Source organism: Chryseobacterium sp. GVT01B, from assembly GCF_019970045.1.
Lineage (GTDB): Bacteria > Bacteroidota > Bacteroidia > Flavobacteriales > Weeksellaceae > Chryseobacterium.
Map to the genome: position 1 here is coordinate 25,087 of NZ_JAHXYI010000002.1, position 20,087 is coordinate 45,173.

Below are 20,087 nucleotides of genomic sequence, written 5' to 3' on the forward strand. Positions count from 1 at the left end.
CCTCTATGTTCCGGAGCTGTTCTGCCTCCGTCTTTAGAAAAAGGTTTTTTAAAAGGTTTTGATCCTGAAGAATTTCCAGATCTGGAAGCACGAGAATCATCAGAACTTTTCTTGGTTGAAATTCTTGGTCTCTTTGATCTGTCTGAATTATTATTATCTCTGCTCATTCTAAAAATTTCTGCAAAGATAGTAATTTAGTTACGAGTTAAAAATTAAGAATCATAACTTTGCACTATAGTTTACATTTTAACTTTACAAATATTAGAAGATGATAACAATATTAAACGATAATTTTTCTCAGCTTAACGAGTTTCTTCATGAAAAATCTTTCAGTAAAATTTTCATTCTCGTTGATGAAAATACTCATGAGTACTGCCTTCCTATTCTTTTGGGAAATATGGAAACAGACCTTGGCTTTGAAATTTTAGAGATTGAAGCCGGAGAAGAAATGAAAAATATCCAGACTGCCAATCAGCTTTGGGAAATTCTTACGGAAATGCAGGCAGACAGAAAAGCGCTGGTTATCAATCTTGGGGGCGGTGTGATTACTGATATGGGAGGATTTGTGGCATCTACTTACAAAAGAGGAATACAGTTCATCAATATCCCTACTACTCTTTTATCTATGTGTGATGCTTCGATAGGAGGAAAAACGGGTATTGACCTGATGCATTATAAAAATATGGTGGGAACTTTCGCTTTTCCTGAACAGATCTTTATTTTTCCAAAATTCTTAGAAACATTACCATTTAAAGAATTGAGAAGCGGATTCGCTGAAATGCTGAAACACGGATTAATAGCTGATAAAAATCATTGGGATCAGCTGATTCAGGTTCGTAAACTGGAGGTTGATACAGTAATTCCACATATTCAGACTTCTATGAATATCAAGCAGGACGTTGTAGATAAAGATTTTCATGAACAGAATATCAGAAAAACATTAAACTTCGGGCATACAATAGGTCACGCCGTAGAAAGTTTATGCTTACAGCAGGGAAATCCTATTCTTCACGGAGAAGCCGTTGCCATGGGAATGATTGCAGAAGCTCATCTGGCTTATCTGGAGAATCTTATTTCTGAAACAGATGCAGATATGGTCATCGAAAATGTTCAGAGATACTATCCTTACCTCGATATAAGTGATTTTAAAGACGAAGATATCACGGCATTATTACTGAATGATAAAAAGAATACAGACAGTAAAATCAACTTTTCATTACTTTCCGGAATAGGTTCTTGTACTTATGACCATCAGTGCAGCCAGGAAAATATCCTTGAATCGCTGTCTTTTTATAGAAAATTGAATAATGCTTAACGATTTTTTGGAAAGATAAACCCGGTTTGAAAGGTTATTTTTAACAAAATTGTCAATTTAGACCTCTTCTAAACAAATGTTTATTTAAATATGTAATAAACTGCAAATCAACTATATATTTCCAATACCACTTATTGTCTAAGTGGTATTTTTATTGATTTTAATCATAAAAAATATTTTTGGCAAGCAATTTGAAAGATACTCTGCGTTCAACTGAAAATGCTGAACAAGTAGTAAAATTTAAAATTAAGAAAGAGTAAAATTAAAAAAATTAAAGTTATGAAAAAGTTAATTTTAGGATTAGCGTTAACTGCAGGAACATTCGCATTCGCTCAACAGACAGGAAACACATCTTCTAATCCAGTAACATTTGGGGTAAAAGGGGGAATGAACGTATCTTCACTTTCAAAAGACAGTGGTCTTGATGATCAGAAATCTAAAATTGGATTCAATGCAGGTGTATTTGCCAACATTCCGTTAGCAGCTTCATTCAGCGTTCAACCGGAAGTATTATATTCTCAATATGGTAACAAATCAGATTTCACCTCATTTGGGACGAAATTTTCGGCTTCTACTAAATTAGATTATGTTACTGTACCGGTAATGTTCCAGTACAACCTTATTCCTGACCTTTATGTTGAGGCAGGACCAGAATTCGGTTTCATGGTAAGTGCTAAAAATAAATTGAAAAATGAATCCAACGGAGATTCTACTACATCAGACAATTACAAAGATAATTTCAATACATTCAACTTTGGTATTGGTCTTGGTGCCGGGTATTACTTTACTCCGAACCTTGGACTTACAGCAAGATATGTTGCAGGTTTAACTGATATCGCAAAAAACAGACCTAACGGTTCTGATGCGGTAAGAAACAATGTATTCCAGGTAGGTTTAGCTTATAAATTCAAATAAGCTTATACATTCACTAACAAATTTTATATTCAATAGAAAAGATCAGATTAATTTTTTAATCTGGTCTTTTTTTTATAGGTAAAGCATTGATCCTTTGATAAAACATTAAACATATATCCCAAACCATTGATTTTTCAATCTGTTAAAGATATATAAAGTCTTTATTGAAGGGAGTTCACGGCATATTGTTTGTTGCTTTCCGAGCGTTAAACAACTTAAATTAAAACTAATCTATGAAAAAGATTTTTCCAGGCCTGGCACTTATCGCAGGTACTTTTGTTTTTGCTCAGAACACTTCAACTGATGCTACTCCTCCATCCACATCTTCTTCTTCTAAAATCAAATTCGGTTTGAAAGCAGGACTTAATGTTTCCACTCTTTCCAATATGGATATGAAATCAAAAGCTGGATTTTATGGTGGTGTTTTTATGAATATTCCTGTCGCTAAGGATTTCTCTGTTCAGCCTGAAGTATTATACAGTAATGTAGGAGCTAAACAGAAAGGAGACAGTAATGCAAAACTTGAAGTAGAATATATTTCCATTCCCGTAATGTTTCAATATAAAGTACTTCCTAATCTTTATGTAGAAGCCGGACCACAATTTAGCTTCTTAATGGATGCCAGATTAAAGGACGATGTAGGGAGTTTACACCTTAAAAATGCAACCAGAGGCTTTGATTTCGGAATCGGCTTGGGAGCCGGTTATAATATAACAAAAAATATTGGTGTAAATGTGAGATATACTGCAGGCTTATCTGATATTGTGAATGCAAAACAACAGAGATATCTTTATGGGTATGGCAGACCAGGATCTGTAAGAAACGGTGTATTCCAGGTAGGAGTAAATTACAAATTCTAAAGCTTATTAGCTTTTCTCGTTAAGTTTTTATAATTAAAGTGGAGCCGGATTAAAATTAATCCGGCTTTTTCATGTAAAATAAAGATTACTTTTTCCAATTTATAGCATAAACACTGGATTTATAATATGTTTTAACTTTGGCACGCAGTTTGATTCTTAATGAAATGTTAAATAAAACTTAAAAACTATTAAAATATAAAACTTATGAAAAAGATTCTTTTAGGTCTTGCCCTGGTAGCAGGTACTTTCACTTTCGCTCAGAAGACTTCAACTTCTACTGCTTCATCTTCCCCAGTTAGATTTGGTGTAAAAGCAGGTCTTAATATTTCAACTATTTCTAACAGTGATTTGAATTCAAAAGCTGGATTCTACGGTGGTGTTTTTGCAAACATTCCAGTAGCACAGGATTTCTCTGTACAACCGGAAGTATTATATAGTGGGATGGGTGGTAAAGCTAAGTCTAACAGCAATGTAAAACTAAATACGGATTATATCGCAGTACCGGTAATGTTGCAGTACAATCTGATTCCTAATCTATATGTAGAAGCAGGTCCTCAATTCGGGTTCCTTATCAGCGCTAAAGGAAAAGCTAATGGTTCATCTGTAGATGTTAAAGATAATTTGAAAACTTTTGATTTCGGAATTGGTCTTGGAGCTGGATATTATTTCACACAAAATATTGGAGTGAATCTAAGATATACCGCAGGATTATCTGATGTTCCTAAAAACAACCCAGGTGATGCTTCTAGAAACGGAGTATTTCAGGTTGGTTTAGCTTATAAATTCTAAGAAATCAGATTAGCTTTAAAGCGAAATTTCTAATCAATACAAAGCCGGATTATATTTAATCCGGCTTTTTTATTTGGCAGATGATTTTTGGCAAGAAATTTGCGTACTGAGTAATGATTGTACTCTATTCCGGAAATCCCAACACATGATTCCGTTTTTACAATGAAGCAGGTATTGGTTCAGTTGATCAATCAATTGAATTTTAATACTCAAACGTAACTATTACCATTATAAACTTTTAACGGGAACAGCATTGGGTTGATTAACACTAGAATGCAAGGCAGGATACAGCAATGTATGTTGTTCAATAATTAGATACATTTTGATTTCAATAGAAAAAGTCAGGTTTATTAGTTTAGGCCTGACTTTTTCGCTTATTGCATGATTTTTATCACTTCTCCCGCTTGTGGCAGATATTTTGTCGCAATGAAGAGAAATTAAATTAAACTTTAAATCATGAAAAAACTCTTTATAGTACTGGCAGTGGCGGGCGGCATTTTCGCGAATGCACAGGAAAAAACTCAATCAAAAACTTCTTCTCCTGTTACTTTTGGTGTTAAAGCAGGTCTGAACGGATCTACGCTTACCAGAGGAGACGGTTATGAATATGATAATAATGAAAAAATGAAAGTAGGTTTTCATGCAGGGGTGTTCGCCAATATTCCGGTTTCTGAAAAATTCAGTATCCAGCCTGAGCTTCTTTTCAGCCAGCTGGGGTCAAAATCAGACTATAACTACAGAACAAACTCAGGGAACTACAGAAGAACACAGCACTATGATTATAGTACAACATTAAATTATCTTTCTCTTCCTGTAATGGTTCAATATAATATTCTTCCTCAGCTATATGTAGAAGCAGGCCCTGAATTTGGATACCTATTGGGAGGAAAAACAAAAGGAGATTTAACTACTATTGAAACTACCGGGAATTCAATTACAATTGATCATACGGAACATATTTCAAAAAATATTTCAACAGGTCTTTTTAACCGTTTCAATCTGGGATTAGGTATTGGTGCCGGATATTACTTTACTAAAAGCTTTGGGGTAACCGCAAGATTTACTGCTGGTATTACTGAAGTTTACAAATATAACGATGATGATAAAGTAAGAAATAATGCACTTCAGATTGGAGTTGCTTATAAGTTTAAATAGGGATATTTATTATTTTCAAAATGGTACCGGGTCTATTAGGGTCCGGTATTTTTATTTCAGATCCTGAAAACAATCCGGATACTCCATTTTTTTAGAAAAACAGCTTCTGCTTTTAAATTTTTTATCATTTCAATTATCTACAGTAATATTTTTCGACTCTTCAACTCTTTTCATAAAATATTCAGTTTGGGATACATTTATTCATCAAAAAGGGATAAATGATTAAGAAAAATATTTCTGAAAACCCCTTTAAAACCCCTGCAAATAGGTATTTTTCAACTTTGGCAAGCAATTTGCAAAATAATTGGAGTCTGATTGAGAAATCATCCGACACACAAATAGTAAAATTAAAAAAATAAAATTATGAAGAAGTTATTTTTAGGATTAGCATTAACTGCTGGTACATTAGCTTTTGCTCAAGAGACAGAAACAAAAACAGTAAATGCATCACCACTAAAAAAAGATGTTCAACCCGTTAGATTCGGGATTAAAGCAGGAGGAAACTCTTCTTATTTCAGTCAGCAGAAGTTTGGGATCAACACCCAGCAATTAGGTTTCCATGCAGGTGCATTCGTTAATATTCCAATTTCAAAACAATTTAGTTTCCAGCCAGAGGTTTTATTCAACCAAATGGGGGCTAAAGATGTAATGTATTCTACAGAAACTGACAATGGCGTTACGAATGTGAAGACTAAAGTACAGAGCAGAGTACAAATGAATTACATTTCAGTTCCATTAATGGTTCAAATGAGACCTATTGACAAGTTTTATATTGAAGCAGGACCTGAATTCAGTTATTTCCTTAATGGTAAAAACAAATCAGAATCTACTGTAGCAAGTACTACAGGAGGTATTACTACAACTACTGCAAGTTCAAACTCTCAGGATATCGATAAAGATATGATCAACAAATTCAATTTCGGATTGGGTCTTGGTTTAGGGTATGATATCACTTCCAACATTGGTGTAAGTGCAAGATACGTAAACAGCTTAACTAAAATTGATAAGAGCAGACCTGCTGCTGAAAACAACAACAGAGTATTTCAGTTAGGTTTGAACTATAAGTTCTAATTAAAAAAAACAATTTTTTAACCGAAGTGCATTAACCAGCACGTATAAAATAGCCGGAAGATTTTTCTTTCGGCTATTTATATTTAAAAATAGGGCAATTATATACAATTTTATATTAATCCTGCTATCTCATTATTATGACTCTGTCATTCTGAATGTAACAGTGAAATGAAGAATTCAGGCTTTACATGAGATTCTTCCTTCGTCAGAATGACAATGGTGTAAAATTCTATAGTCACCCAGAATATTTATTCAAATATTCTGGGATCATCACTGATTACCCCGTCTATTCCCATATCCTTTAATTCCTTCAATCTTTCTTTTGTATTTACAGTCCATGGGATTACTTTCATTCCTAATGCGTGACATTCCTGTACTAATTGTGGGGTCACAAGATTATGTTCGGGGCTGTAAATGGTAGGGGTAAAACTCAAAAATTTCATATCTCCTGCCACTCCACTTAAATGATCAGGATACATTTTGAATTTCTCTGCAGGAATGTTTTTAAAATAAGCCTGTTGCTGAGCCAGCTTTTTATCATCTACTTTTTCTACCAGAAGAGCTGTCATAATTTTAGGATATTCTTTATGAAGGATTTCCAGTGTTCTGGGATCAAAAGACTGGATAATCACTCTGTCCTGAATTTTTTTCTCTACAATAATCTTCATCATCAGATCTACAAATTCTTTGGGTTCCGGATGAAATATATTATCAGAGAAAGGACGTGTCTTTGTTTCTATATTATAAAAAGGCAACGGTCTTTTCAGCTCACGGGCATAAGCCTCACATGCATCTATGATATCGGAAAAAAGAGGTTTTTGAACCTTCATTTTCTTTTGATCAGGATAATTACTCAGTTTCTTTAAACCTACATCAAATGTCTTAATTTTTGCATAAGGCATTTCATAAATCTTATAATAAAAACCTGAGTCTTTTGGAATGTAGGTTCCATCCGGCTTGGTAACCAACTCCGGCGAAAGGAATGCATCATGGGAAAGAATCACCTTTTTGTCCTTTGTAATAGCCAGATCCATTTCCAGGGTCGTTATATTCATTTTTAAGGCATTCTTCATTGCCGGGATGGTATTTTCCGGATAAAGAGATTTCCCTCCGCGGTGTGCCTGTTTATCGAAAGATTGTGAAGTGTAAAGCTGGGTAAATACCAGAAAAACACCCGTGAAAAATGCATTTTTCATATCCTGAAGTTTTAATCATACAAAATTAAAACTCTATTGTATATTGTATAATACAGGAATATTAAGCTTCTGCTACATTTATAACAAAAAGAGCCAGGTGATAGCCCGGCTCTTTTGTTTTTATGATTTTAATAAAGAGATTAGTTGAATAAATCTACCTCTTCTCCTTTTCCTACAGGATATTCTTCTGTAAAGCATCCGAAACAGTGGTTGGCAGAACCTAAAATGGTTTTCAGGTTATCTATGCTTAAAAACTCCAGGGAATCTACTCCTAAATAATTTTTAAGTTCTTCTGTCGTCATGTTGGCAGAGATCAGATCATCTTTAGACGGAGTATCAATTCCCAGATAACATGGTGCAATGATTGGCGGAGAAACACTTCTGAAGTGGATTTCCTTTACTCCTGCATCTTTTAGAATTTTAACAAGTCTCTTAGATGTTGTCCCTCGAACGATAGAATCATCAATGATCACTACTCTTTTATCCTTCATCTCAGAGATGATCGGGTTCAGTTTAAGGTTCACTACCCTTTCTCTCATTTCCTGTGTAGGAACAATGAAACTTCTTCCGATATATCTGTTTTTAATCAAAACAGGACGGAAAGGGATTCCTGAAGCTTTAGAGAACCCAATGGCAGCAGGAACTCCGGAATCCGGAACTCCAATAACCAGATCAGCCTCTACAGGAGCCTGTTCCCAGATTTTCTCCCCGGATTTTTCTCTGATTTCGTATACATTGATGTTTTCTAAGGTAGAGTCAGGTCTTGCAAAGTAGATATATTCAAAAGAACAGATTCTTTGCTTTCCTTTCGCCTCATCCATCATATAAGAATGAAGTTTTCCAGGTTCGTTTTCATTGGTATAAATGATCTCACCAGGAAGTATATCACGTACATATTGAGCTCCTACAGCATCCAATGCCACAGATTCTGAAGCTACTACATAAGATCTTTCGTCTATAGCTCCTAAAACCAATGGACGGATTCCGTTGAAGTCTCTGAATGCAAAGAATTTATTTCTTGTCATTCCCACTACGGAATAAGCTCCTTCGATCTTTTCCATGGTTGCTTTAATAGCTCCGCGAAGACCTAAATCAAGGTTTTTCTGGATCAGTCTCAGGATCACCTCAGAATCGGATGTCGCTCTGAAAACCACGCCTTCAGCCTCTAATTCTGCTTTTAATTCTTTTGCATTGGTAAGGTTACCGTTGTGTGCTATAGAAAGTATAATCTGGTCATATTCGTTTTTCGCGAAAAATGGCTGGAAATTATATTTCTTCTTATCTCCTGCAGTGGTATAACGGGTATGCCCAATTGCAGAATTTCCCATAAAAGTTTCAGGTTCCTGAATTTCTTTATAAACATCTAAAACCAGTCCTTCATCTTTCATATTGGTGATTCTTCCATCTTTTAAAACGGAAATACCACAAGCTTCCTGGCCTCTGTGCTGTAATGCAAAAAGACCAAACTGTGAAAGAGAGAAAGTATCCAGATCATTATCCGAATACATTCCGAAAATCCCACACTCTTCATTGGGAGCATCCAGTCTTTCCTCTTCCTGAGTTCTGAAAAGATTTCTTCCGTAAGTCTGGGTTTCAAACTGTTTTAAATATTCACTTTTATGAATGTCTAAACTTTTCATTTCTATTTTTTCTAATTGTAGATCTTAGAAGTCAGATTTCAGATTTCAGACTAAAAGCTAACTTCAAATTTAATTTTGTTTTAACCAACAAAGTATTTTCAGTATCAACATCTGATATATGAAATCTGGTATCTAAAGTCTTATTTCTGTAAAAGATTTTTAAGACGGTTGTAGATTTCTACATAAGCCTCAGTAACTTCTCCCAAGTCTCTTCTGAATCTGTCTTTGTCAAGCTTCTTCATAGTATCTTTGTCCCAAAGTCTGCAGGTATCCGGAGAAATCTCGTCAGCAAGGATAATTTCACCGTCTGAAGTTTTACCTAATTCGATTTTGAAATCTACAAGGATAATATTGATTTTATCAAACAGGTCGATAAGGATTTCGTTGATATCTGAAGTTAACTCATACATCTCGTCAAGCTCTTCATAGGTAGCAGCTCCTAAGAAAACAGCGTGGTGATCATTGATAAGCGGATCTCCCAATTCGTCTTTTTTGTAGCAGATATCGAAGATGGTTACCGGAGATTTGATTCCTTCTTCCACTCCTAATCTTTGTGCCATACTTCCTGCAGAGTAGTTTCTTACCACCATTTCCAAAGGAATGATAGATACTTTTCTTACCAACTGCTCTCTTTCGTCCAATTGTTTGATGAAATGAGTTTTGATTCCTTTTTCATTTAAGTATTCAAAAATAAGGGTTGTGATAGCATTGTTCATTTCCCCTTTAAGATCAACCTGACCTTTCTTTTGAGCGTTAAATGCTGTAGCATCGTCTTTGAAACGTACTACTACTTCATCAGGATTATCGGTTGCAAATACTTGTTTTGCTTTCCCCTCGTACAACATTTCTTTCTTTTGACTCATAATTTTACTTTCTAAATTGTAGTTAGATTTATTGATTTATTTTATAATTATTCCTGTTAAGACAGCCAGTCCAAAACTCAGCAGTGTACCAATTAATACATATTCTGTAAGTTTTCTCTGTTTTGCCTGTGCAAGGTCGCTAAACCTGAAAACAGATTTGGCAGCCACCATGAAACCTACGCCTTCCCAGTGATTCACCATGATAAAAGTGAAGACCAGCAGACGTTCTAAAATTCCGATATATTTTCCGGCACTTGATAAAGATTCGGTTTGAATAGTGTTGGGGCCATCTGGAGCGGGTGTCCATGATGACAGTAATATTTTGATAAAAATAGATGCGGGTGTCGTTAAAAACAACGCTGCCATAAGTATCTTTAAAAATTCCTGATTCTGTAAAAATGCAAAGCTGAATTCCTGGAAATAAAATGAAACTCCGATAATCACAAGAACATGCAGCAGCTGATCAATGAAAAACCATCTTTTTTTAGTCTTTACATTTTGAAATGTCAGTTTGGCGGCATCAATAATAAAGTGAGTGATCCCTACCAAAACGGCTACCCACCAAAGTTTCAGATCCCAAAGAAAAATAAGACTTAATACAGTGTGAATCAGAACATGAAAGTATAAAAACTTACTTTTTAGTTTATAGTTCTCCTTATCTGCAACCCATGAATTTGGCTGAAGTATAAAATCTCCGAGTAGATGTGCCAATATGAGTTTGATAAAGATCATGCCTATAGTTCTGAGATTTTCTTTCTGAAATACTGGTTGGTTTCCACGATGAGCTCATAGTTGGCTCGCTTCAGTCTCTGACTTACCGAAGACTGTGAAATAGCAAATCTTTTAGCAAGATCTTCCTGGGTAATATCCTGATTCATGATCATTTCATGAATAATCTCTGCCGTAGCCATAGTCCAGTTGTCAAAATCTTTGGAAGACCATTTCAGCAGGATATTAAGATCCCTGTCCACCGGGTCGCTGGATGTTTTGATGGCAACGGTGTGACCGTCATTTTTAAGGTCATTAAGCAGTCTTCCGGAATGTACATAAGCCGTACCATTGGATTCTGTGATTTTCTCAGAAGAGAAACTTTCTTCACCAATGCCTATGGCTATTCTTACATCTAAATTTTCCAGACTTTTAATAAGAGATTTTATGGCTAGAAAACGCCAGAAAACGTCATCAATATTGCATTTGAACTGGAACTCATCTCCCCTGTAGATTTCCCATGTGCCAGGAGCGCTTCCCCATCTTTCGAGAAGATTTTTAAGTCTGGTAATCCAAACTTCAGTGTCCGCATGCTGTGAATTTATAATATCACCGGTAATGACCGCTATCATACTGCAAATATAAGCATAATTACTTATAAATAAAAAATATAAGCAGAAACACTTATAGATATTGATTATTAGTGAATCTGCTTATATCGATTATGCAGTAACCATAAGGTTTTTAGGCTTTTAATGAAAAACTTAAATTTATGAAAATGCAAAAAACTGATGAAATTTTTATCATTACATTTATTTAACTCTACATTTTTAACTTTATTTTTAAGCAAGAAGCTATTCCTGCTATCCACTCATACTCTATCTTTTAATAAACTGATGGGCCTTATCATCAAGCTGCAAGAAATAAATTCCCGCCGGAATCCCCTGGACTGAAATATTTTTCTTATTTCTGAAAGGATCTTTCTCTGTGTAAATCACTTTTCCGGAAAGATCTATAATCCGGGCTGTTTTTACCTGTTCAGCAGTTCCGCTTACATAAAGATCATCGTAAACCGGGTTCGGGTATATTTTAAATTCACTGGCAGAAGTAATCAGTTCCGAAGACGACAATGTACCACCAAGATCCTGACAGTAATTAGAAGGATAAGAATCCCATTGGTTGATATTAAAGCTGCTTGCCGGCTGATTAACCGTACTTTTTCTGTATAAAGAGACGTTTCCATTATTATTAGTCGTGTATTTTACGCCGATAGCATCTATCGTAACCGTTTTATTATAAGCAAGCTCCACATAATTCTGTCCTGCAAACAACATAGGATCAGAAGCCGTTACAAATCTTGCCTGATCATTGGTATAACATGATAAAGTCGCTTTTGGATTCAAAATAACAAAAGTTTCATTATTTCCTACTTTTCCTTCCAACTCATAGGTATCTCCGCTATAAATAGCTCCTGACGAATTGTTTTTAAACTGGATATTGATCCTGTAATTATTTAAATTGACTTCATGCCCTGTTTTATTAACGATTTCCAGGGCATTATTCTTAACGAAATCTGTATTGGTTCCTGAAATATACTTTGTAATCATAAGATCCTGAGCATATGAATCTGAAGCAATTGTTGAAGTTGTAACCGTATTACTGAACGCAGATTCCAGATAAGCTTTGTCAAAAGCTTTCACTGTAAAAGTATATGTTGTAGACGGACTAAGGTGGTCTATGCTTATAGAAGTTCCTTTTGTAACAGCTACAGGTGTTGCTGAACCATTCATATAAATTCTGTATCCTAAAACATCAGTATCAGGAGAAGCCGTCCAGTTCAGATTCACAAAATAAGCATTCTGTTGTGTTGAAACCAGAGATCCGGGAGCTGTTGGTGTAACATTGTCAGGTGTTTCAGACCAGATCATATCAATCCACTCAGGATGGTCAATAAATGGATTTCTGTTTTTCTGAATGGTATAGATAGCATTATTCCTGTCGATTTCTCTCTGCGAAACAGGATCTGCAGCGCTCCATTGCTTCAGCATGGCAACATAGGGAAGATCAACTGCTCTTTCTTCCGTTCCGTCAAGCGGACACTGATCTGTAGCCGGTGTTAAGTTGGCTGATGTAGTATAGGCTGTATTAAACGACCCCAGTTTCCCTTCATATCTTACGGCAAAATATAATAAGGTTCTTGCAATATCCCCTTTAAATTCGTTAATGGGTTCGTAAACTCTTCCGGTATAAGGATAATTTGGAATTGCAGCATTGGACATCCTCGAAGTATTGCTGAAAATATAATGATTGGTATTATTTCCTATTCCATAAGGATAATTATTCCTGCGCTGGTTGATATAGGCATCAACAGGAATAATGAAGTTCAGATCCGAATACATAGGATAATCACTGATAGAAGAACTTGTACTGAATGTACTTTGAGGCATCATATGTTCTCTGTTGTAGCCCAGTCCTTCTCCGGATGCACCCGCTATCAACTGATCCGATTTGTATTCATAAGCATCCGGTCCAGAAGGTATTTCCGAATAGATATCCAGCATGTACTGTGTATTGGAAGCATCATGATCATAATATTTATCGAGGTCAGTCTGGTTATAAAGTGTCTTCAGATCGTCATAATGCCAGTTGACCATTTTATCCGAAATAATATCGTGCAGCTTCGACTTTAGGGCGTACCCCGTCAATCCGGCTGTTCCGTCATAATATCCGGCAGGTGCCTGCGCAGAAATATATGATGAAATTAAAATGATAGGAAGTAAATTTTTTTTCATGCTTTAAAAATTGGGGAACTAAAATAGTGAAATAAAAAACGGAAAAGATTGAATATTTTATTAAGAAAACATTAATTCTGAAAATATAAAAAATTGAAAATTAAACGCATTACCGCTTAAATATTACGAATGAAATAATTTATTTTAGCATTCCATCAATTTGGTTATCTTTGGGCACTAACTATTATTATATGAATACAGAGACTATTGACAACATCAAAATGATAGCGGAGACGGCTAGAGAATTTGCAGAAAAGAATATCAGACCGAACATTATGGAGTGGGATGAAAGCCAGACTTTTCCAAAAGACTTATTCCACCAGTTAGGTGAGATGGGTTTTATGGGAATTGTTGTTCCTGAACAATATGGAGGTTCTGGTTTAGGTTATCATGAGTATGTGACTATTCTGGATGAAATTTCTCAGGTTGACCCATCTATCGGTCTTTCTGTAGCAGCGCACAACTCTCTTTGCACCAACCATATCTATGAATTTGGAAATGAAGAGCAGAGACACAAATGGCTTCCTCAGCTGGCTTCCGGAAAAGTAATCGGAGCTTGGGGTCTTACAGAACACAATACAGGTTCAGATTCAGGAGGAATGTCTACTACTGCTGTAAAAGATGGTGATGAATGGATCATCAACGGAGCTAAAAACTTTATTACTCACGCTATTTCAGGAGATATTGCCGTAGTAATGACAAGAACAGGAGAAATAGGTGCTAAGAACAACTCTACAGCTTTTGTTTTAGAAAAAGGAATGCCTGGGTTTACTTCCGGGAAAAAAGAAAATAAATTAGGAATGCGTGCTTCCGAAACTGCAGAACTCATCTTTGATAATGTGCGCGTACCGGATTCTCACCGTTTAGGAGAAGTAGGTGAAGGTTTCAAGCAGGCTATGAAAGTATTGGATGGTGGTAGAATTTCTATCGCTGCTCTAAGCTTAGGTACTGCGAGAGGAGCTTACAAAGCTGCTCTGAAATACGCAAAAGAGAGACATCAGTTCGGAAAGCCTATTGCAGATTTCCAGGCGATCAACTTTATGTTAGCAGATATGGCAACAGAAATTGATGCTGCTGAACTTCTTATCCAGAGAGCTTCTACTTTGAAGAATGCAAAACAGAAAATGACAAAAGAAGGAGCTATGGCAAAACTGTATGCTTCTGAAGCTTGTGTGAGAATTTCTAACAATGCTGTTCAGATTTTCGGAGGATACGGTTATACAAAAGATTTCCCGGCTGAAAAGTTCTACAGAGACTCTAAGCTTTGTACAATCGGAGAAGGTACTTCTGAGATTCAGAGACTGGTTATCGGAAGAGATATTACAAAATAAATCTTTAAATCCCAATACAAATGATTAAACAGGCACTTTTAGGTGAATTTCTGCACGAAGCGGAAAACACCAGAAAAATTTTACAGGCAATCCCTGACAGCGCACTGGACTGGAAACCGTCCGAAAAAAACTGGACAACCGGTCAGCTGGCCTCTCATATTGCTGAAGTATACAATTGGTACGAATCCACTTTCAATGAGGATACTTTTGATATGGGTGCATACAAGTATGACAAAGGAGACATTTCCAAAGCGGAAAATGTCCTTGCAAAATTTGAAGAAAATGTTGCCAACGCACAGAAAGTTCTTGAAAACTCGGATGAAAACACTTATTTTAATGAATGGAAAATGGAAATGAACGGAAATGTAATTTTCCCGCCATCTCCGAGAATTCAGGTGGTAAGAGGCTTTCTTTATAATCATCTGTACCATCACAGAGGCGAATTGGTTGTTTATTTAAGATCGACCGGGAACAAAGTCCCTGGACTTTATGGTCCTACTGCTGATGATAAAATGTAATTAAGAATTATATAAAAAAAGCTGTTTCATTTTGAAACAGCTTTTTTTATACACAAACGTAGAGCTATGTAGTAACATTTACTAAAATTTAATTCACTAATACTATTCACATATAATTAAATAATTAATAAATTATATTGTCTCATTTTAATAAATTAATAAAAATATACATCTATTTCATTTTTTTCAAAATTAAAATTCATTTCATTGCTTTTGCATTTCTTTTATTAATAAGCTTTTTCAATTATATTCAATGTATTGCATAGTATTTTAAATCTGTATTCTAAATTTCTCTTAAAAAATTTTGTTTTTGATAATATATTTTTCATTAGCTTTGATATTCCACAATCAAATTTAATATTTAATATGAAAAAACAATTAACGCTGATTGGAATGCTCCTTATCTCGGGTATTTCTTTCGCACAGACTGACCGTCTTTGGTCTGAAGGTTCCAGAAAAACTTCATCAGAGGTTTTTGAAAACAAAACCGGTATCAGCAATCCTAAGGTTTACAACCTAAACATCGACGGATTGAAAAATGCTTTAGCAAAAGCTCCCAAAAGACTGGCTGCAGGCGAAAAATCAGAACTCATCATCTCTTTTCCAAACTCTGAAGGCAGAATGGAAAATTTTAAAGTGAGGGAGAATTCCAATTTTGCCCCTGAACTGGCAGCAAAATATCCGGATATTAAATCCTACGTAGGACAAGGTCTGGATGATCCTAATTCCACAGTCTATTTCAGCGTTTCTCCGCTTGGACTGTCATCAATGGAAATCTACGGTGATAAATCTGCCGTTTTCATTGAACCTTACACCAAAGATCTTTCCACTTATGTAGTGTACAGAAAATCTGACAAAAAAGACGATCTTAACAAGTTTGAATGTACAGTAGTAGATGCTGCACAGAAAGGAGTTTCCAACTCTGCTCTTGCGGCAAGACCTAATGCTGATGATGCCAAACTAAGAACGTTCAGATTAGCCTTATCCTGTACCGGAGAATACACTACTTATTTCGGGGGTACAAAAGCTCAGGCTTTAGCTGCAATGAATACCACAATGACCCGTGTAAATGGTGTTTTTGAAAAAGACTTCGCGGCAAGAATGGTTCTGATAGCCAACAATGACGCTGTAATCTACACCAATGCTTCTACAGACCCTTATTCTGCGGCTTCCGGAATGAGCAGCTGGAATTCACAGTTACAAAGTACTTTAACTTCTGTCATTGGTGAGGCCAATTATGATATCGGACACTTGTTCGGTGCTTCCGGAGGTGGAGGAAACGCAGGCTGTATCGGCTGTATCTGTACAAACGGATCAAAAGGAAGCGGATATACTTCTCCGGCAGATGCTATTCCTTCAGGAGATAATTTTGACATCGACTACGTGGCTCACGAAATGGGACACCAGTTCGGAGGAAATCATACATTCTCTATGAATAATGAAGGTACTGGTGCCAATATGGAACCGGGATCAGGATCAACCATCATGGGGTATGCCGGAATTACCAGCCAGGATATTCAGCCGCATTCTGATGCATTTTTCCATGCGATAAGCATTCAGCAGATCACTAATAATATCAAAGCTAAAACTTGTTCTGTCAATACAAATACAGGAAATTCAATTCCGACAGCAAGTGCAGGCTTAGACTATACAATTCCAAAAGGAACTCCATTCGTACTGACAGGTACAGGAACAGATGCTGACGGAGATTCTTTAACTTATATCTGGGAGCAAATGGACAATGCTTCTTCTTCTCAAACAGGAGCAAGTTCAGCAGCCAGTGCAACAAAAGCTTCAGGGCCAAACTTCAGATCATGGACTCCTACCACTGCTCCTGTAAGATACTTCCCAAGAATGGCTTCTGTATTAACAGGTGCAACAACTACAGCAGGTTCTGAAATCACTGTAGAAGCTCTTTCTTCAGTAGCAAGAACATTGAATTTCAGATTTACTGTTCGTGATAACAAAGCCGGAGGCTCAGGAAACAATTCTGATGACGCTGTAATTACTGTTAACGGAACTGCAGGACCATTTAATATCACTTCACAGAATTCAGCAACAACGTATGCCGGAGGAAGTTCTCAAACGATCACATGGAACGTTGCAGGAACTACAGCTAATGGTGTAAATGCCGCTAATGTAGATATCCTTTGGTCAACAGACAGTGGAAATACATGGACTACCTTATTGGCAGGAACTCCGAATGACGGTTCACAGGCAGTGACCATTCCTAATGCCAATACAACGACAGGAAGAATTATGGTAAAAGGATCAAACCACATTTTCTTTGATGTTAACAATGCTAACATTTCTGTAAATGCTGGTTCCGGAACTCCTGACACTGTTGCTCCTACAGCTCCTACCCTTGCAGCTTCAGGAACTACTGCTACAACGACCAACCTTTCATGGTCTGGTGCTACTGATAATGTAGGCGTTACCGGATATGACGTATATCAGGGAGCTTCATTAATTGGTTCTACAGCTACAACTACCTATACTGTAACAGGACTTACTCCATCAACAACGTATTCTTTCTCTGTTAAAGCAAAAGATGCAGCAGGAAATGCTTCAGTTTCCAGCAATACAGTAAGTGTTACCACTCTTGCAGGAGGAAGCGTTTCATATTGCTCTTCTTCAGCATCCAACACCGCTGATGAAAGAATTGGAAATGTAACATTCGGATCTATTAATAATACTTCTACTGGAACTGCAGGTTATGAAAACTTCACTTCAGTTTCTACCAATGTAACCAGAGGAAGCGCTTATACAATCTCGGTTACTCCGGTTTGGACATCAACAAAATATAGCGAAGCATACGCTGTTTATATTGACTACAACGGTGATGGAGACTTTACAGATAGTGGAGAATTAGCATGGACAAAAGCTGGTTCTACAACAAGCCCGGTTACAGGATCTATCACCATTCCGGCTACAGCAACTGTGGGGTCAACAAGAATGAGAGTAATGATGAAATACAGTTCAATCCCTACTTCATCATGTGAAGCTTTCACTTATGGCCAGGTTGAGGATTACACCCTTAATATCGTTTCTTCAGGAAAAGGAGATCTTCAGAATACAAAAGATCTGATCACAGATATTAAGCTTTATCCAAACCCTGTAAGAGATATCCTTTATATTTCCAACACAACTTCAGAAGACTATAAAATCTTCGATATGGGTGGAAAACTAATTGATTCAGGAAAACTTCAGAGAGGGTCTGTAAATGTAAGCAATCTAATTAAAGGGGCTTATATGCTTCAAATTGGAGAATCATCTAAAAGATTTATTAAAAATTAATAACTTTTAAAATTAAACGATGTGAAAAAACTGCCCCTAATAGGGCAGTTTTATTTTTTACAAAATGTAAAATATTATATTAAATACATTTATGATTATAATTAATTTCATAAAAATATTTTATTTAAAATAAAATAACTAGTATTTGAGTTTTTTGATTTAAATTTATCGCACAATAATATTCTTTTATTGTACCGTTTACCCCAGTTTGTATTTAAGGGAGCTCAAAGTTGTTTTTAAACGTCTGACAGTTGCTTCTCTCGACCCGTTTTATCCAATTGATTTTTAATAATATATACTGCCAGAAAATCTATTATCAAAGCAGATTCCGTTTATTTTTTGATTGGAAAAACATTAATACTATTTATATCAATATTTCCACTTAAGATTTTTGTAAAGAATGATGTTTCAAAAAAGGTAGCCCCTTCTAATACCTCCTATTTTAAAATAATTTAAAATTTTTTATATGAAACATTTATTTAAGTATCTCTTTTTTTTAACTATTACTTCGCTCTCAGTTGCCTGTAGCTCAGACAATGATGATGTAATAGACATCAATCCCGATATCACTACGGTATTCTACAAAAATGCAGATGAACTGGCAGTAACTTATGACCCCAATAATTCGGTGAGCCAGGCGCTTAAAAATCAAGCTTACGATTTATACAAAAGAGGAAAATGGAGTGAACTGGAATCACTTTTTAAGGCTAATAATTTAAATGGCGGATGGCCACCTGCTAATGGAGGCTACAATATAGTTGATGATGTTGCTTTACAGGTTGGGCAGAAATTTGATAGATACAGCGGAGCTGTAGGCAGTTACAACGGAACAGGTGTTCCCACTTTGGGAGGAAGTTTCACAAGTCCTATCATCAACGGATATACTTATACGTTTACCCAAAGAGCATTAAACCAGCCTGAAGACAAATACGATTTCTATTATGAGATTGATGTTCTGAACAATTCAATGCAGTTTAAAACTCAGACAGCAGACATCATTCCATGGTTTAGCCAGGCGGGTAAAGGAAAGCAAACCATGTGGAAAATTCCAATTGACATCAACACTGGTTATCAGAAAACATGGAATAAGCTGGCAGAAGAAGGTTATATAAAAGTCACTATTAAGAAAAGTCCAAGCGGAAAATACCCTAACTTAGTAGGCACAGTTATTCAGCCATAAATCAACTCAGATGTATTCAATTTCAAATAAAATAGACATTACTAAAAAAGCTTCTGTTACAAAAAGTACTTTCATTAATGATGAAGCTCTTCCCTCAGCCGTTACTACTTTTAACTGCTGTAATTGTGGTCATGAAAATACCATTGAGATAAAGCCTTACGAATCAGGATTTCCCATCTTCCAGTTGTACAATGAAGATAAAGTAGTCTCCAAAAGTGAATTGTTAAAACATGAAATCGTCAATGTAACCTCCCAAAGAATGCTTCATTTAGGAGAACTGACCGTTAATGATCTTCCCACTTTATATTTTGGGACAGATTGTTCTTCCTGCCATTCAAAATACATATGTGTATTCAGCTATGGCGAAAAACAGCCGGGATTGATGATATTGAGTATATCAGGTATCTGGAAATACGGATAACTGAAATAATGTATTGAATACAAACCAAAATAAAAA

Annotated in this window: 17 protein-coding genes; 11 read left to right on the top strand and 6 right to left on the bottom strand. The window is 35.9% G+C overall.

The genetic code is table 11. The features are described 5' to 3' along the window. Window positions 1-268 precede the first annotated feature (268 nt). The 6 genes from aroB to LC457_RS03580 all read left to right on the top strand — a co-directional run bounded on the left by aroB (window position 269) and on the right by LC457_RS03580 (window position 6,105). Window positions 269-1,315: a 3-dehydroquinate synthase gene (gene aroB, locus LC457_RS03555; RefSeq protein WP_223598632.1), complete on the top strand. Its 1,047-nt coding sequence runs from the start codon at window positions 269-271 to the stop codon at window positions 1,313-1,315. A 279-nt stretch (window positions 1,316-1,594) separates the two neighbouring features. Beyond that, window positions 1,595-2,230: a porin family protein gene (locus LC457_RS03560; protein ID WP_223598633.1), complete on the top strand. Its 636-nt coding sequence runs from the start codon at window positions 1,595-1,597 to the stop codon at window positions 2,228-2,230. Between the two features lie 233 nt (window positions 2,231-2,463). Beyond that, a complete protein-coding gene (locus LC457_RS03565; RefSeq protein WP_223598634.1) occupies window positions 2,464-3,090 on the top strand; it encodes a porin family protein in 627 nt (208 codons plus the stop codon). Between the two features lie 204 nt (window positions 3,091-3,294). Then, window positions 3,295-3,879: a porin family protein gene (locus tag LC457_RS03570; RefSeq protein WP_223598635.1), complete on the top strand. Its 585-nt coding sequence runs from the start codon at window positions 3,295-3,297 to the stop codon at window positions 3,877-3,879. Between the two features lie 456 nt (window positions 3,880-4,335). Next, on the top strand, window positions 4,336-5,034 hold the full coding sequence (locus LC457_RS03575) for a porin family protein (RefSeq protein ID WP_223598636.1): 699 nt from the start codon (window positions 4,336-4,338) through the stop codon (window positions 5,032-5,034). A gap of 363 nt (window positions 5,035-5,397) precedes the next feature. Further along, window positions 5,398-6,105, top strand: coding sequence for a porin family protein (locus tag LC457_RS03580; protein WP_223598637.1), 708 nt, complete (start codon window positions 5,398-5,400; stop codon window positions 6,103-6,105). Window positions 6,106-6,353: 248 nt separating this feature from the next. Here LC457_RS03580 and LC457_RS03585 read toward each other — a convergent pair whose 3' ends face one another. The 6 genes from LC457_RS03585 to LC457_RS03610 all read right to left on the bottom strand — a co-directional run bounded on the left by LC457_RS03585 (window position 6,354) and on the right by LC457_RS03610 (window position 13,304). Then, window positions 6,354-7,301, bottom strand: coding sequence for a glycerophosphodiester phosphodiesterase family protein (locus LC457_RS03585; RefSeq protein ID WP_223598638.1), 948 nt, complete (start codon window positions 7,299-7,301; stop codon window positions 6,354-6,356). Between the two features lie 140 nt (window positions 7,302-7,441). Continuing rightward, window positions 7,442-8,941, bottom strand: coding sequence for an amidophosphoribosyltransferase (gene purF / locus LC457_RS03590; protein WP_223598639.1), 1,500 nt, complete (start codon window positions 8,939-8,941; stop codon window positions 7,442-7,444). 140 nt (window positions 8,942-9,081) lie between these two features. Then, a complete protein-coding gene (gene purC / locus LC457_RS03595; RefSeq protein ID WP_027372243.1) occupies window positions 9,082-9,804 on the bottom strand; it encodes a phosphoribosylaminoimidazolesuccinocarboxamide synthase in 723 nt (240 codons plus the stop codon). Between the two features lie 36 nt (window positions 9,805-9,840). Next, a complete protein-coding gene (locus tag LC457_RS03600; protein WP_223598640.1) occupies window positions 9,841-10,536 on the bottom strand; it encodes a DUF3307 domain-containing protein in 696 nt (231 codons plus the stop codon). 2 nt (window positions 10,537-10,538) lie between these two features. Continuing rightward, window positions 10,539-11,144 carry a SatD family protein gene (locus tag LC457_RS03605; protein ID WP_223598641.1) on the bottom strand — a complete coding sequence of 202 codons (606 nt, stop codon included), beginning with the start codon at window positions 11,142-11,144 and terminating at the stop codon, window positions 10,539-10,541. A gap of 246 nt (window positions 11,145-11,390) precedes the next feature. Further along, complete coding sequence (locus LC457_RS03610; RefSeq protein WP_223598642.1) at window positions 11,391-13,304, bottom strand: endonuclease; 1,914 nt, start codon at window positions 13,302-13,304, stop codon at window positions 11,391-11,393. A gap of 191 nt (window positions 13,305-13,495) precedes the next feature. Here LC457_RS03610 and LC457_RS03615 point away from each other — a divergent pair, with 191 nt between their 5' ends. The 5 genes from LC457_RS03615 to LC457_RS03635 all read left to right on the top strand — a co-directional run bounded on the left by LC457_RS03615 (window position 13,496) and on the right by LC457_RS03635 (window position 20,051). Further along, window positions 13,496-14,635 carry an acyl-CoA dehydrogenase family protein gene (locus tag LC457_RS03615; RefSeq protein WP_034698301.1) on the top strand — a complete coding sequence of 380 codons (1,140 nt, stop codon included), beginning with the start codon at window positions 13,496-13,498 and terminating at the stop codon, window positions 14,633-14,635. 20 nt (window positions 14,636-14,655) lie between these two features. Continuing rightward, window positions 14,656-15,153 carry a DinB family protein gene (locus tag LC457_RS03620; protein WP_223598643.1) on the top strand — a complete coding sequence of 166 codons (498 nt, stop codon included), beginning with the start codon at window positions 14,656-14,658 and terminating at the stop codon, window positions 15,151-15,153. Between the two features lie 366 nt (window positions 15,154-15,519). Continuing rightward, window positions 15,520-18,450 (top strand): reprolysin-like metallopeptidase, encoded by a 2,931-nt coding sequence (locus LC457_RS03625; protein ID WP_223598644.1) that lies wholly within the window; start codon window positions 15,520-15,522, stop codon window positions 18,448-18,450. Between the two features lie 466 nt (window positions 18,451-18,916). Then, window positions 18,917-19,630: a glycohydrolase toxin TNT-related protein gene (locus tag LC457_RS03630; protein WP_223598645.1), complete on the top strand. Its 714-nt coding sequence runs from the start codon at window positions 18,917-18,919 to the stop codon at window positions 19,628-19,630. Window positions 19,631-19,640: 10 nt separating this feature from the next. Next, complete coding sequence (locus tag LC457_RS03635) at window positions 19,641-20,051, top strand: hypothetical protein (protein WP_223598646.1); 411 nt, start codon at window positions 19,641-19,643, stop codon at window positions 20,049-20,051. The last annotated feature ends 36 nt before the right edge of the window (window positions 20,052-20,087 follow it).